This window comes from Sphingomonas bacterium (genome assembly GCF_903642285.1).
GTDB lineage: Bacteria > Pseudomonadota > Alphaproteobacteria > Sphingomonadales > Sphingomonadaceae > Sphingomonas.
In genome coordinates this window covers 151,323-164,441 of sequence record NZ_CAHJWJ010000002.1, presented here as the reverse complement: position 1 = coordinate 164,441, position 13,119 = coordinate 151,323, and the positions used below count along the sequence as shown (strand labels likewise).

The 13,119-nt window shown below is 65.0% G+C and carries 13 protein-coding genes; 7 read left to right on the top strand and 6 right to left on the bottom strand.

Annotated elements, in window-relative coordinates; genetic code table 11:
* The first annotated feature begins 10 nt into the window (after window positions 1-10).
* Window positions 11-547: a hypothetical protein gene (locus HUU99_RS01920; RefSeq protein ID WP_174284879.1), complete on the top strand. Its 537-nt coding sequence runs from the start codon at window positions 11-13 to the stop codon at window positions 545-547.
* Window positions 548-578: 31 nt separating this feature from the next.
* Here HUU99_RS01920 and HUU99_RS01915 read toward each other — a convergent pair whose 3' ends face one another.
* On the bottom strand, window positions 579-1,334 hold the full coding sequence (locus tag HUU99_RS01915; protein WP_174284878.1) for an alpha/beta fold hydrolase: 756 nt from the start codon (window positions 1,332-1,334) through the stop codon (window positions 579-581).
* Between HUU99_RS01915 and HUU99_RS01910 the strand changes: the two genes are divergently transcribed.
* Window positions 1,239-1,448 carry a hypothetical protein gene (locus HUU99_RS01910; RefSeq protein ID WP_174284753.1) on the top strand — a complete coding sequence of 70 codons (210 nt, stop codon included), beginning with the start codon at window positions 1,239-1,241 and terminating at the stop codon, window positions 1,446-1,448. The two genes, HUU99_RS01915 and HUU99_RS01910, sit on opposite strands and share 96 nt — an antisense overlap.
* Before the next feature lie 193 nt (window positions 1,449-1,641).
* Here HUU99_RS01910 and HUU99_RS01905 read toward each other — a convergent pair whose 3' ends face one another.
* Window positions 1,642-2,670: an aspartate-semialdehyde dehydrogenase gene (locus HUU99_RS01905; RefSeq protein ID WP_174284877.1), complete on the bottom strand. Its 1,029-nt coding sequence runs from the start codon at window positions 2,668-2,670 to the stop codon at window positions 1,642-1,644.
* 106 nt (window positions 2,671-2,776) lie between these two features.
* Window positions 2,777-5,098 carry a S9 family peptidase gene (locus HUU99_RS01900; protein WP_174284876.1) on the bottom strand — a complete coding sequence of 774 codons (2,322 nt, stop codon included), beginning with the start codon at window positions 5,096-5,098 and terminating at the stop codon, window positions 2,777-2,779.
* A 351-nt stretch (window positions 5,099-5,449) separates the two neighbouring features.
* Between HUU99_RS01900 and HUU99_RS01895 the strand changes: the two genes are divergently transcribed.
* Window positions 5,450-6,109, top strand: coding sequence for a DUF6975 family protein (locus HUU99_RS01895; protein ID WP_174284875.1), 660 nt, complete (start codon window positions 5,450-5,452; stop codon window positions 6,107-6,109).
* Window positions 6,110-6,193: 84 nt separating this feature from the next.
* On the top strand, window positions 6,194-7,048 hold the full coding sequence (locus tag HUU99_RS01890) for an AAA family ATPase (protein WP_174284874.1): 855 nt from the start codon (window positions 6,194-6,196) through the stop codon (window positions 7,046-7,048).
* Between the two features lie 40 nt (window positions 7,049-7,088).
* Here the strand turns inward: HUU99_RS01890 and HUU99_RS01885 are convergent, their stop codons facing one another.
* Window positions 7,089-7,733 (bottom strand): hypothetical protein, encoded by a 645-nt coding sequence (locus HUU99_RS01885; RefSeq protein WP_174284873.1) that lies wholly within the window; start codon window positions 7,731-7,733, stop codon window positions 7,089-7,091.
* A gap of 165 nt (window positions 7,734-7,898) precedes the next feature.
* On the opposite strand from HUU99_RS01885, the gene HUU99_RS01880 reads away from it, so the two are divergent.
* The 3 genes from HUU99_RS01880 (at window position 7,899) to HUU99_RS01870 (ending at window position 11,664) form a co-directional block, all read left to right on the top strand.
* The gene (locus HUU99_RS01880) at window positions 7,899-8,462 is read left to right on the top strand and encodes a CHAP domain-containing protein (RefSeq protein ID WP_174284872.1); all 564 of its coding nucleotides are present in this window, start codon (window positions 7,899-7,901) and stop codon (window positions 8,460-8,462) included.
* Between the two features lie 63 nt (window positions 8,463-8,525).
* Window positions 8,526-10,478: a CocE/NonD family hydrolase gene (locus tag HUU99_RS01875; protein WP_174284871.1), complete on the top strand. Its 1,953-nt coding sequence runs from the start codon at window positions 8,526-8,528 to the stop codon at window positions 10,476-10,478.
* Between the two features lie 7 nt (window positions 10,479-10,485).
* Window positions 10,486-11,664 (top strand): vWA domain-containing protein, encoded by a 1,179-nt coding sequence (locus HUU99_RS01870; RefSeq protein ID WP_174284870.1) that lies wholly within the window; start codon window positions 10,486-10,488, stop codon window positions 11,662-11,664.
* 3 nt (window positions 11,665-11,667) lie between these two features.
* Here the strand turns inward: HUU99_RS01870 and HUU99_RS01865 are convergent, their stop codons facing one another.
* Both HUU99_RS01865 and HUU99_RS01860 read right to left on the bottom strand, forming a co-directional pair.
* Entirely contained in the window at window positions 11,668-11,811 is a 144-nt protein-coding gene (locus tag HUU99_RS01865) for a hypothetical protein (RefSeq protein ID WP_174284869.1), read from the bottom strand.
* Window positions 11,812-11,905: 94 nt separating this feature from the next.
* Entirely contained in the window at window positions 11,906-12,991 is a 1,086-nt protein-coding gene (locus HUU99_RS01860) for an anhydro-N-acetylmuramic acid kinase (protein ID WP_174284868.1), read from the bottom strand.
* Window positions 12,992-13,119: the final 128 nt, after the last annotated feature.

The window sequence follows — 13,119 nt, the reverse complement described above, 5'->3', positions numbered from 1 at the left end:
GGAGAGCAGCATGGCCGACACACCCGAAACGCCGAACACCGACGCAGCGGCTGCCAAGCCGAAAACGACGCCCCGCCGTGCGCCACGCGCGACGACGGCCAAGACCGGACCCAAGCCATCGACCGCGAAAACCGTCGTCGCGAAGGCGACCGCCGCGGTGAAGGCCGCGCCGGAAGCGACGATCGACGCCGTCAAATCCGCAGCGGATACGGCGCGCAAGACTGCGACCGGAAAGACGCCCAAGCCCCGCTCCACGAAGCGCGCGACACCGCACGCATCGGCAAAGTCGCCGAACACGAAGCGTACCAAGGGCGCATCGACCGCATCGGAGAAATCGGGTGGCAGCTGGGGCAAGGTGGCGGCGGTCGCCGGCGGCGTCGCCGCGATCGGCGCAGCGGCAACCGCGGCGCTGCTGTCCTTGCGCGGCAGCACGCCCAAGGCGGCGGAAAAAGCCAAACCTGACAAGGGCGCGCATCAGATCGACGGCCGCGATTCGTCCAGGTCGTTCGAGGCGGGCGTCGCCGACGAGGGGACGGTGCCCAACTGAGCGCGGGGAGCGACGGACCGGCGTCCGCTCCCTAGCCGCCCAGCCAGTTTGCGATCGCAAGCCCGAGTTGGGGCTTGGTAACGGCGCTCATATGCCCGCCGGGTACCGCGAAATATTGTGCACCGGGTAACGCATCGGCGAGCGCGGGCGCGGAACCGTTGTCGTGATCGTCCGCACCGCACACGACGAGAGCGGGCATGGCGAAAGTGCGGATATCCTCGATCGCAGTGTCCGCGAACGTGTCGATGACACCGAGCAGCGCGACGGGATCGCCGCCGCTGGTCTTCAGAAACGCCTCCGCGAGCCATTCGGGGCTGCCGCGCTCGTGCTGGCCGAGACGCGTCAGGATGTTGCGGAAATGTCCGGCACGACGACCCGTTGTGGTCAGCCCCTCCAACCCCATGCCGGAGAAGATCGCGCGTGCGGGCGTCGCCCCAGTCGCCAGCATCCGCGACACCGTCCGTGCACCCAACGAGTAACCGCCCAGATCGTAATCGGTCAGCGCCAGATGCACGACCAGCGCGTGCCCGTCGCGCGTCAATGCGTCGAGCGGGTACGCTGCGGCGTCATGCGGCTTCGCGCTGTCGCCGTGCGCGCGCAGGTCCGGCATGATGACGCGGTAACCCTTCGCCGCGATCGCCGCGGCGTGACCGAAGCGAATCCAGTTGGTCTTCGCGTCGGACATGAAGCCATGGATGAGAACGACAGGACGTCCTTCACCGACTTCGTGCCAGGCAATGGCAACGCCATCGAAGCTGTTGAAATATTGTGGTTCTGTTGTGGTCATCGTCGTGCCAGCATCAATACGCGCGTCGCATTGCCGGTCTCCGCCAATTTTCGGGCAAAATTCCCGTCGGCCGTCATCAATTCGCTATCCAACGCTTCCGCCACCGCGGGATAGACGCAGCCATAGATCGCGTGGTCATATTTTCGATCGCCAGTTGCGCGACATCGCTTATCGCGGCCGGGCCAGCGCCTCGACACAGGTCTTGCGTTCGCGCGCGATGATCTTAAGCCGCTTGATCGTCGCATCATCCAGCTGGCGAACGAGTAAATGGGCCAGGGCAAGATGATAGCATCATGCTATCATCCGCTCAACCTGCCTTCTTCAAATGCCGCCGCCCGAGCAATTCCGCGATCTGTACCGCGTTCAGCGCGGCACCCTTGCGCAGATTGTCAGACACGCACCATAGGGAAAGCCCGTTCTCCACCGTCGGATCCTCGCGCACCCGGCTGACATAGGTGGCGTCGTCGCCCGCCGCCTCGATCGGTGTGATATAGCCGCCGTCCTCATGCTTATCGATCAGCATGACGCCCGGTGCCTCGCGCAGGATTCGCTTCGCATCGGCGGCGCCGATGTCACGCTCGAACTCGATATTGATCGCCTCGCTATGTCCGACGAAGACGGGCACGCGGACGCAGGTCGCGCTGATCTTGATCTTCGGGTCGAGAATCTTCTTCGTCTCGACCACCATCTTCCATTCCTCCTTGGTCGACCCGTCGTCGAGGAAGACATCGATATGCGGGATGACGTTGAACGCGATCTGCTTGGTGAAAGTCTTCGCCTCGGCAGGATCGCCGACGAAGATGTTGCGACTCTGCTCGAACAGCTCGTCCATGCCGACCTTTCCTGCGCCCGACACGGACTGATAGGTCGCGACGACGACTCGCTTGATCGTCGCGGCGTCATGCAGCGGCTTCAGCGCGACGACCATCTGCGCGGTCGAGCAATTGGGGTTGGCGATGATGTTCTTCGCGCGGTAGCCGTCGATCGCCGCGGCGTTCACTTCCGGCACGATCAACGGCACGTCGGGGTCCATCCGGTAGAGCGACGAATTATCGATCACCGTACAGCCCGCCTTGGCGAACCGTGGCGCATGGACCGCGGTCGCTTCGCTGCCGATCGCGAACAATGCGATGTCCCATCCGGCCGGATCGAAATGCTCAAGGTTCTGGACCTTCAGCATCTTGCCCGTGTCGCCATATTCGATCTGGTCGCCCTGGCTGCGCGACGAGGCCAGCACCGCGATCTCGTCGAGCGGGAATTCGCGCTCGGCAAGGATGTTGACCATCTCGCGCCCGACATTGCCCGTCGCACCGACGACGGCGATTCTATAACCCATCATTCCTCCGTCACCCCGGCCTCGCGCCGGGGTCCCGCTGTTTCCGCCCCCGCCTAGAGGGAGCGGGACCCCGGCTCAAGGCCGGGGCGACAAAGAATGGCTTGGCTCAGGGCTTGTTCTTCACCTTGCGATCCATGAATTCCATGATCGTGCCCCACAGATGCTCGCTGATCCCGGGACCGCCGACGCGGTGCGTGTTGCCGGGGTAGAGCATCATCTCGAACGGCGTGTCCGTCTGCTGCATGTGCGCGATCGCCTTAAGCGAATTGTCCAGGAAGACATTGTCGTCGGACATGCCGTGGATGATCAGCAATGGGTCCTTGATATCCGACGTCTGCGCCCAGGCCGCCGATGTTGCGTAGCTTGCCGGATCCTTCGCGGGATCGCCCAGATAGCGTTCGGTGTAATGCGTGTCGTACAGCTGCCAGTCGGTGACCGGCGCACCCGATACCGCCGCCGCATAGACCCCCGGTGTCTTCTCCAGCATCTTCAGCGACATGTAGCCGCCATAGGACCAGCCGTAGATGCCGATCCGCGCGCCATCGACGAAGGGCAGTGATTGCAGATACTTCGCGCCCGCAAGCTGATCCTGCACCTCGACGGTGCCCATCGCGTGATAGATCTGATCCTCGAACGCCTTGCCGCGATTGTATGATCCGCGATTGTCGATCTGGAAGAAGATATACCCCTGGCTGACGAGATATTGCGGCAGCGCGCCCTGCCAGCCGCGGGTGACCTGCTGCCCGGTGCCGGGGCCGCCATAATGCTGGAAGAACACGGGATATTTCTTGCCCTCGACCAGCGGCGGCGCGATCATCTCCCAATAGAGCGTCGTGCCGTCGGCGGCCTTGATCGTTCCGAACTGCGTCGGCCGGTGCGCGGCGAGATACGGATAATAGGGGTGCCCCGCGACGACCGCGTTCTCGCTGATCCAATCCAGCCGCTTGCCGTCGGTATCGGCCAGGTACACCTGCGGCGGCTGGTTCGGATTCGAACGCGTCACGATCAGCCGGGTATTCGCCGCGTCCATCGTCGCCGCGTTGGTCCAGCCACGCTCGGTCAGGCGGGTCGGGGTGCCGGGATGCGCCAGATCGATCACATAGAGCTGCTGCTCCAGCACATCGTCCCTCGTCCCCATGAAATAGACGCGCCGCTTCGCCTCGTCGACGCCGACCAGCGACGTGACCACCCACGGCCCCCTGGTCAATTGCGTCCAATGCCCTTTGGCGAACATATAAAGATGGCCATAGCCGTCGCGTTCGGATCGCCAGATCAACCCGCCGTCCTTCATCGGCTTGTACGCGTCGGACAGGTTGAGCCAGCTCTTCGCGCCCGCCTTCTCGCTGAACAGGATCACGGACTTGCCCGTCGCCGGATCGACGCGGAGCATGTCGAGCCGCTTCTGGTCGCGGCTCTCGCGCTGGACGAGGAGCGCAGTGCCGTCGGGCAGCCAGTCGACGCGGGCGAGATAGATATCGGGATCGACGCCGAGATCGACCTTCACCTGCCCGCCGCCGTCGGGATTGATGACGTATAGCTCGACCAGAACGTTGGGCGTCCCCGCGCCGGGGTAGCGCTGCCGGTAGACGCTAGTCCCCGTCGCGCCGATCGCCGCGCGGGTCGCGACGTGAACCGGGGCTTCGTCGAACCGCTCGACCGCGATGTGGCGCTCGTCGGGGGACCACCAATAGCCGGTGCGGCGATCCATTTCCTCCTGCGCGACGAATTCCGCCTCGCCGAAATGGATCGTGCCGCCGCCGCCCGTCGTCAGTGCTTTGGCGGCTCCGCCGGCGAGCGGTTGCGCCCAGAGATTCTGGTCGCGGACGAAACTGACGAACCCGCCCTTGGGGCTGACGATCGGGTTCAACTGGCCGCCCGGCGTCTGAGTCAGTCGCCGCGCCTGCCCGTCGAGCGTCGCAAGATAGAGGTCGCCGTCGAGCGGTACCAGGATCGACTGTCCGTCGGGCGCGAATTCATAGGCGATGATCCCTTTCGATCCGCCGATCCGCGCGCGTTCGCGCTGCATCTTCTCAGCCTCGCTCAGTTCCGCGCCGCTGCCGACCTTCTTGGAATCGACCAGCATCCGCTCGGCACCCGTCCGGGTGTCGCGCGCCCACAGATCGAGCCGATCCTTGTCGTCCGCTCGCGGCCGCAACGATGTCAGCAGCGTGCCGTCGGGCGACAGGCGCAGCGCATGTGGCGATGCCCCCCCGAGGCCGGGATTGCCGAACACGCGCGCGATCGTCAGCACCGCCGGTTGCGCGTCTGCAGGAGGCTGGGGCGAGGGAGGCTGGGCCGAGAGAGACTGGGCCGGTGCGGTCGCCAGCACCTGTGCGGGGTCCTCAGCGGCCATCGCCGCGGTCCCCATCGACATCCCGATCGAAGCTCCGACCGAAGTTAATGCCAGCCTCAACACCCATGCGCGCATCCATTTCCTCCTGGCCGTGGCGAGCGATCGCCGATGGGTGCTTATCACGACGGGCGAGTGGGGCGTAAAGGTCCCTGACGAAGGGGCAGTGTTTACGCGCAATGCATACTCGTCACACCGGGCTGTCCCGGGGTCCATCGTGCAACGAAACCAGAAGCGTGAGCATGCGGCATTCATCCGACGAGGGTGGCCGTAGACCCGGTTCAGATCGGATCGAAGGCCGCACTTCTTTCCCGCAAAAACGCTGAATGCGCCATAAACCTCGTCTTTACGCGCTTCGGTATAGAAGTGACGCCGAAAGATGCCGCGATCGACGCACCCAGCGCGCATCACCAGGAACGACCCGCTGAAATGACGCTCGCACCTCCATCGATCGGCCGCGATACCGGCGCGTGGGAATTGGTCGAGCGGCTGGCCCTGGTCGACGGCATCGCCCGGCACCCGCATGTACTCCGGCTCGGTGCGCGGCGGCCCGATCAACGCGATCTGGCGGATGCGGTTCACGCGCTTTGCGCGACGCATGGTCGCCATCCCGGCATGCCCGACGAAGCCTATGCGGCGCGCGCGCAGGAAGACGCGCAGGACTGGCTCGCCGTCCTTTCCGATGCCTTTGCCGGCGAGCGCGCGTATCTGGCGCGGCTGACCGCGGCGGTCGGCCCGTTGCCCTCCACCCCCGGACAACAGGCGAGCGAAGCCGCCATATCCGGGCATCGTCACGCGCTGGAGATGCTGGCACGGTCCGCGCGGCGCGGGTGCGCAACCGGGGCGATCGCGGCGCTGACGATCGACTGGCGGTCGATCCGCGCCGTGCTGAATGCGGCGGCAAAGCATTTCGGGATCGACATTCCCATGGACCCGCTACCGCCCCGGGCGGAGACCGCGACGGTCGTCACCGCGCTAGGCGACGACCCCGCCAGCGAACGCGCGATCAGCTTCGGCGCACAGGCGCTGTTCGCGCAGCATCGCGGGCTGTGGGACCTGCTGGAGGCGCGCGCCGCCGCGCGCAGTTGAAGCGCCGGACACGGTCGACCGGCTTGCGCCGAACCGCCTGATCCGCCATCGAACGATCCGGTTTTGAAGAGAGACGGATCGGCCATGAAGCGCTTCGAAGGCACGCAGAGCTATGTCGCGACCGACGACCTGAAGGTCGCCGTCAACGCCGCGGTGACGCTTCGCCGCCCCCTCCTCGTCAAGGGCGAGCCCGGCACCGGCAAGACCGTACTGGCCTACGAGATCGCCAAGGCGGTCAACGCGCCGCTGATCGAATGGAACGTGAAATCGACGACCAAGGCGCAGCAGGGTCTGTACGAATATGACGCGGTCGCCCGGCTTCGCGACGGCCAGCTGGGCGACGAGCGGGTCCACGACATCGCCAACTATATCCGCCGCGGAAAATTGTGGGAGGCGTTCACGATGGACCAGCCCCCCGTCCTGCTGATCGACGAGATCGACAAGGCCGATATCGAATTTCCCAACGACCTTCTCCAAGAACTCGATCGCATGGAATTCCATGTCTACGAGACGAAGGAGACGGTGCGCGCGGTGGAACGGCCGATCGTCGTCATCACGAGCAACAACGAAAAGGAACTGCCCGATGCATTCCTTCGCCGATGCTTCTTCCACTATATCAAGTTCCCCGACCGCGCGACGATGCAGGCTATCGTCGATGTCCATTTCCCCGGCATCCAGAAGATCCTGGTGTCGAAGGCGATGGACATCTTCTATGACGTCCGCGACGTACCGGGGCTGAAGAAAAAGCCTTCGACAAGCGAATTGCTCGACTGGCTGAAGCTGTTGCTGCACGAGGACATGCCGCTCGACGTCCTGCAGAACCGCGACCCGACCAAGGCGATCCCGCCGCTCCACGGTGCGCTGCTGAAGAACGAACAGGACGTGATGCTGTTCGAACGATTGGCGTTCATGGCGAAGCGACAGGCGAACCGGCCCTAAGCGATCGGCATCCGCGGGTAATCCGCGGATGCCGAACGGATCAGCGTTGCGCGGTCTGTACGACCTTCGACCGGTGCGCGTCGTCGAAGCTCGCGGGCAGTGTGCGGACCACGTCCGGCTGGACCGCGGTCGCCGCGACGGCGGGGGCCGGCGTGCCCATCGCGAAGTGCAGATCCTCTGCGAGATAGGCGTGGACCGGTACATTGGGCGGAATATGCGCGCTGGTGCCGTGAATGAAATAACCGAGCCAGCTGACGAAGACGATCGTCGCAACCGACGGAATGACACCGCTGGTCCCCCGGTTGGCGGCCCCGCCCGATAGGCGGACCGGGCCGTTGGGCGTCTCGACATAGAGCAGGTTGATGTCGATCTTGCCCTTCTTGCCGAGATGTCCGTTGCGATCCGACCGCGCGACTTCGCCAACGGCGACCGCACCCGCCGGGATCACGACCTGCCCACGAAACGACATCGTCTCGGCGACGGTGAAATAAATCCGGTCGCCGGACTTGTTGTCCTTCGTGGACACTTGCGTGCGGGTTATCAGCGTCAGCGGTGTGCCCATCGGCACGTACATCGTGCGGTCACCGACCGCTGCCGCCGCAGGCCAATAGTTGAAACTCTGCGCGCTCGCCGTTGCGCTGATCAAGCAGCCAGCCAGCGCCAGCATCGCCCCCGTCCTGTTCATTCGCATTCTCCATTTCGTCGTCGCCGCTATGAGGTGTCACTCTTGTCATCTGAAGAATGTCTATGATTCATAGGATGATAAAGATCGGAAATGATGGTTCCGCACATCTTTCCGTTAACCACATCGACTAACCCAGAGGTCACCCCGCCCCGCTAGACAGAGTGCATGCGTATCGCGTGGCGCAAGCTTGGCCTCCTCATCGCCTCCATGGCCGTCTCTGCGCCCGGCGTCGCCGCGCCGCTGCTCGACTATGTCGGCCAATGCGTGCCGTTCGCGCGCGCGGCGTCGGGGATCGAGATCTACGGCGACGCCTGGAGCTGGTGGGACCAGGCACAGGGCAGATATGAACGCGGCCACTGGCCCGAAGTCGGCGCGGTCATCGTCTTTCGCCGCACCGGCCGCCTGCCGCTCGGCCATGTCGCCGTCATCAGCCGGATCGTCGAAAGCCGGGTCGTCATGCTGACCCATGCCAACTGGTCGCGGCAGAATGGCGAGCGTGGGCATGCCGAACAGGACGTGACGTTGTACGACGTCTCGCCGAACAACGACTGGACCGACGTGAAGGTCTGGTACCGGGATTCGGACGGGCTCGGCACGACGGTCTATCCCGTCAGCGGCTTCGTCTACGCCCCCGGGCCGCCGACGCGCGGGCTGACCGGACGCCATCCCGACGACGTCGCCGCGTTGATCGACGCCTATGTCCCCGATGCAGGGCGGCGGGCCCACTAAGAGGTTGCGCTAGGGACGGTTGCACTGGCACGACTGCGTCGACCTCGATCGACGGAACGACCCATGCGCGCATGCTTCGCGAGCCTTCTCCTCTTATTGTCCGGCACCGCATCGGCGCAGCAATTGCCGCCCGACATCCCGGCGCATTTCACCCCCGCCAATACCGGCTTCGACCATAGCCGGACCGAAGTCGACATCCCGATGCGCGACGGCGTGAAGCTCCACGCGATCATCCTGTCGCCCAGGGGCCTGAAGGACGCGCCGATCCTGCTCGACCGGACGCCTTATGGAGCCGACGATTCGAGCAGCAAGGCGTCGAGCGCGCACGGCGCGATGCTGGTGTCGCCCGCCAACGCGATGCTGCTGACGGCAGGCTATATCCTGGTGTTCGAGGACGTCCGCGGCAAGCACGGGTCGGAAGGGGCCTATGTCAACGAGCGCCCGCTGGCGGGGCCCCTCAACGCGTCGGGCATCGATCATTCGACCGACGCGTACGACACGATCGACTGGCTGGTGAAGCATGTCGCCGGTACCAATGGCCGCGTGGGCATCGCCGGCACCAGCTATGACGGCATGATGGCGGCGATGGCGCTGGTCCATCCGCATCCGGCACTGAAGGCCGCGGTGCCGGAAAATCCGGTCATCAATACGTGGATGAACGACGACGATTTCCACGGCGGCGCATTCCGGTTAATCGGATACGACTATTACTATGCGCAGGACGCCGCGAAGGGCGATGCGGGCGATCTGTGGCGTGATGCGTACGACGATTACGATACTTTCCTGCGCGCCGGTTCCGCCTCCGCTTTCGTGAAGAGCCGGGGGCTTGGCCAGCTGCCCTATGTCAACCGGATGCACGACCATCCCGCCTATGATGCGTTCTGGCATGCGCAGGCGCTGGACGAAATCCTGCCGAAACAGAAACAGACGGTACCGACCTTGTGGGTCGCCGGGCAATGGGACCAGGAGGACATGTACGGCGCGGTCGCCGCGTATGAGGCGGTGAGCAGGAACGATCGGGATCACGTCAACCATCTGGTCATCGGCCCGTGGAAGCATGGCGGCTGGGCGGGCGACGGGTCGTCGCTGGGAGCGGTTCAGTTCGGCAGCGATACCGCGCTCTGGTTCCGCCGCAACGTCATGCTGCCGTTTCTGGACGAGCATCTCAAAACCGGGGGTAGCTCGGCGAACCTGCCGCCGGTACTCGCGTTCCGGACCGGCGCGAACGACTGGCAAAGGCTGGATCACTGGCCGCAGGCCTGCAGCGCCGGCTGTGCGTCGCCCGTACAGCGGCTGTACCTGGCACCCGCCGGCCAGCTGTCCTTCACAGGTCCGCTCGTGCGCACCGCCGACGCCGCGAGCGACAGCTACGTCTCCGATCCCGCCAAGCCGATCCCGTACCGTTTGCGCCCGATCCGCCCGACCTATGCCAAGGGATCGACCTGGGGCCGCTGGCTCGCGGACGACCAGCGCGCCTTCGCGGATCGCCCGGACGTACTCGTCTACGAAACCCCGGCGCTCACGCAAGCCGTCGCGATCGGCGGCGCACCCGTCGTCAACCTGATCGCCGCGACGACCGGCACCGATGGCGATTTCGTCGTGAAGCTGATCGACGTCTATCCGGACGAATATCCCGAAAAGCCCGAAATGGGCGGCTATCAGCTCGGCATCGCGATGGATATCTTCCGCGGGCGCTATGCCGCGAAGGGGTTCGGCACCCCCGAACCGCTCGTCGCCAACCGGCCGACGACGATCCGCTTCGCGCTCCCGAACGCGAACCACATGTTTCTGCCCGGCCACCGCATCATGGTGCAGATCCAGTCGAGCTGGTTCCCGCTCTACGACCGCAACCCGCAGACCTATGTCGCCAATATCCTCGACGCGAAGCCGGCCGATTACCGCAAGGCGACGGTCACGATATTCCACGCCCCGCGCGAGGCGAGCTTCATCGAGTTGCCGGTGGTGCCCGCAGGCCCGGCCCCCGTCGCCACCACGACGACCAGCGTCAGCGACTGAGGCCGGCATGTTCCTGAATTTCCTCGACGAGCTGCGCAGTGCCGGCATCCCTGCCAGCCTTAAGGAGCATCTGCTGCTGCTCGAGGCACTGGACGCCGATGTGATCGAGCGGACGCCGGAGGATTTCTATTACCTCTCGCGCGCGGTGTACGTGAAGGACGAGGGGCTGCTCGACCGGTTCGATCAGGTCTTCGCGAAGGTGTTCCGCGGGATCGCCACGACGTTCGGGACGCAGGGGCAGGAACTGCCCGCCGACTGGCTGAAGGCGGTCGCGGAGAAGTTTCTGACGCCGGAGGAAATGGAGGCGATCAAAGCGCTAGGCTCCTGGGACGAGATCATGGATACGCTCCAGAAGCGTCTGGCCGAACAGGAAAAACGCCATCAGGGCGGGAACAAATGGATCGGCACCGGCGGGACCAGCCCGTTCGGCAATTCGGGCTATAATCCCGAAGGCATCCGGATCGGCGGCGAGTCGACGCACAAGCGCGCGGTGAAGGTCTGGGACCAGCGCGAGTTTCGCAACCTGGACAACACGCGCGAACTGGGCACGCGCAACATCAAGATCGCGCTGCGCCGCCTGCGCCGTTTCGCGCGCGAAGGCGCGACGGACGAACTCGACATCGACGGCACGATCGCGGGCACCGCGCGGCAGGGCTATCTCGACATCGTCATGCGCGCGGAACAGCGCAATGCGGTGAAGCTGCTGCTGTTCCTCGATGTCGGCGGATCGATGGACCCGTTCGTGAAGCTATGCGAGGAGCTGTTTTCGGCGGCTACCAGCGAGTTCAAGAACCTCGAATTCTTCTACTTCCACAACTGCCCGTACGAGGGCGTGTGGAAGGACAACAAGCGCCGCTTCGCCGAACGCACGCCGATGTGGGACGTGCTTCATAAATTCGGCCACGACTATAAGCTGGTGTTCGTCGGCGACGCGTCGATGAGTCCGTACGAGATCACGCACCCCGGTGGATCGGTCGAACATTTCAACGAGGAATCGGGGGCGGCGTGGATGCACCGGCTGACCACGACCTATCCGGCGGCGGTGTGGCTGAACCCGGTGATGAAGGAGCAATGGGGCTATTCGCAATCGATCGGCATCATCCGCGAATTGATGAACGATCGCATGTATGCGTTGACGCTGGGCGGGCTGGACGAGGGCATGCGCGAACTGACGCGGAAACGCTGAGGCTCAGCCGACGAGTTCGGCCACCTTCGCACGGTAGCGTTCGACCAGTTGCAGCCGGCGGTCGCGCGCCTTCGCAGTCACCGCGCATGCCGCCGCCCGGTGCTCCATGCTGATACGCCGCGTATAATATCGAAGATCGGATTCCATGCGGGACGGTCCCTCCCGGTTCGCCAGAGTTAACGTGTGATAATGGCGCGCCGCGGAGTCCATGAACAAATCCGCCGTTTCGTCCAATCGACGCTTACATACGGTGGATCGCGCCGCCGACGACCGAACAGGGTGTGCCAGTCGTCCCCGGATAGCTGATCGGCAGCCCCTGCAGCGTTCGGGCCGCCATATAGGCGAAGCCCTCCGCCTCCACCGAGTCGCCGTTCCATCCAAGCGAGTCGCTCGATTCGGGGGTCAGCCCGGTGTGATTCGCGATGGCGCGCAGCAGCGTCGGATTGTGGCGCCCGCCCCCGACGACGATCAACCGGCGCGGTATTGCGGGTAACAGACGAAGCGCCAGTGCAACGGTCTGTGCGGTAAAATCGGTTAGCGTGGCGGCACCGTCCTCGACCGACAAGCCACGAGCCGGCTGGATCGTGAAGTCGCCGCGGTCGAGCGATTTGGGCGGGAGCGCGTCGAACCAGGGATTGTCCAGCATCGCGGTCAGGACGGCATCATCGACCCGCCCGGCGGCGGCGATCGCACCGCCCTCGTCGAAGCGAAGCCCGCGCGCCTCCTCGACCCAGCTGTCGATCAGGCCGTTCGCCGGGCCGGTGTCGAACGCCACCAGATCGCCGTCCGGGCCGATCCAGGTCACGTTCGCGACGCCGCCCAGATTCAGGATCGCCAGCGGCTTCTCCAGCCCGGCGGCCAGCGCGGCATGGTACACCGGCAATAGCGGTGCCCCCTGCCCGCCGGCAGCGACGTCCGCGCTTCGGAAATCGGACACCGTCGTGATCCCAGTCGCCGCCGCGATCACCGCGCCATCGCCGATCTGCCACGTCCAGCCGCGGTCGGGCCGGTGCGCGACGGTCTGGCCGTGATAGCCGATGACGTCGATATCCGTGGCGGCAACCTGTGCATCCGCTAACAGCTTGCGCACCGCGAAGACGTGGCAACGGTCGATCAGTTCGGCGGCGGCAATCAAAGGCGGACTGGCGCGCGGACGGTCATAGGTCAGCGCCGCCGCGGTCGCCTCTGCCAGTTGCGCGCGCGCCGCGTCGGAATAGGCCTCGCCCCGAAACGCGATCGGCCGGGCATGGTCGCGGCCATCGGTTTCGATCAACGCGGCATCGATGCCGTCGAGCGAGGTGCCGGACATCAGGCCAATTGCGAGCATCGCCTTCCCCGTTCCCCCGCGAAGGCGGGGTCCAGTCCTGCCGTCCGGACTGGACCCCCGCCTTCGCGGGGGAACGGGAATAATGCAAGCGCTGGAAAAATATGGCGGATGGCGCTATGTGCCGCACC

What these genes read in the sequence shown, in the direction of transcription:
- HUU99_RS01890 (WP_174284874.1), top strand. Translation starts at nt 6,194, where the DNA reads ATGAAGCGCTTCGAAGGCACGCAGAGCTATGTCGCGACCGACGACCTG.
- HUU99_RS01900 (WP_174284876.1), bottom strand. Translation starts at nt 5,098, where the DNA reads ATGCGCGCATGGGTGTTGAGGCTGGCATTAACTTCGGTCGGAGCTTCG.
- HUU99_RS01895 (WP_174284875.1), top strand. Translation starts at nt 5,450, where the DNA reads ATGACGCTCGCACCTCCATCGATCGGCCGCGATACCGGCGCGTGGGAA.
- HUU99_RS01880 (WP_174284872.1), top strand. Translation starts at nt 7,899, where the DNA reads ATGCGTATCGCGTGGCGCAAGCTTGGCCTCCTCATCGCCTCCATGGCC.
- HUU99_RS01920 (WP_174284879.1), top strand. Translation starts at nt 11, where the DNA reads ATGGCCGACACACCCGAAACGCCGAACACCGACGCAGCGGCTGCCAAG.
- HUU99_RS01875 (WP_174284871.1), top strand. Translation starts at nt 8,526, where the DNA reads ATGCGCGCATGCTTCGCGAGCCTTCTCCTCTTATTGTCCGGCACCGCA.
- HUU99_RS01915 (WP_174284878.1), bottom strand. Translation starts at nt 1,334, where the DNA reads ATGACCACAACAGAACCACAATATTTCAACAGCTTCGATGGCGTTGCC.
- HUU99_RS01860 (WP_174284868.1), bottom strand. Translation starts at nt 12,991, where the DNA reads ATGCTCGCAATTGGCCTGATGTCCGGCACCTCGCTCGACGGCATCGAT.
- HUU99_RS01910 (WP_174284753.1), top strand. Translation starts at nt 1,239, where the DNA reads ATGGATGAGAACGACAGGACGTCCTTCACCGACTTCGTGCCAGGCAAT.
- HUU99_RS01865 (WP_174284869.1), bottom strand. Translation starts at nt 11,811, where the DNA reads ATGGAATCCGATCTTCGATATTATACGCGGCGTATCAGCATGGAGCAC.
- HUU99_RS01870 (WP_174284870.1), top strand. Translation starts at nt 10,486, where the DNA reads ATGTTCCTGAATTTCCTCGACGAGCTGCGCAGTGCCGGCATCCCTGCC.
- HUU99_RS01905 (WP_174284877.1), bottom strand. Translation starts at nt 2,670, where the DNA reads ATGGGTTATAGAATCGCCGTCGTCGGTGCGACGGGCAATGTCGGGCGC.
- HUU99_RS01885 (WP_174284873.1), bottom strand. Translation starts at nt 7,733, where the DNA reads ATGAACAGGACGGGGGCGATGCTGGCGCTGGCTGGCTGCTTGATCAGC.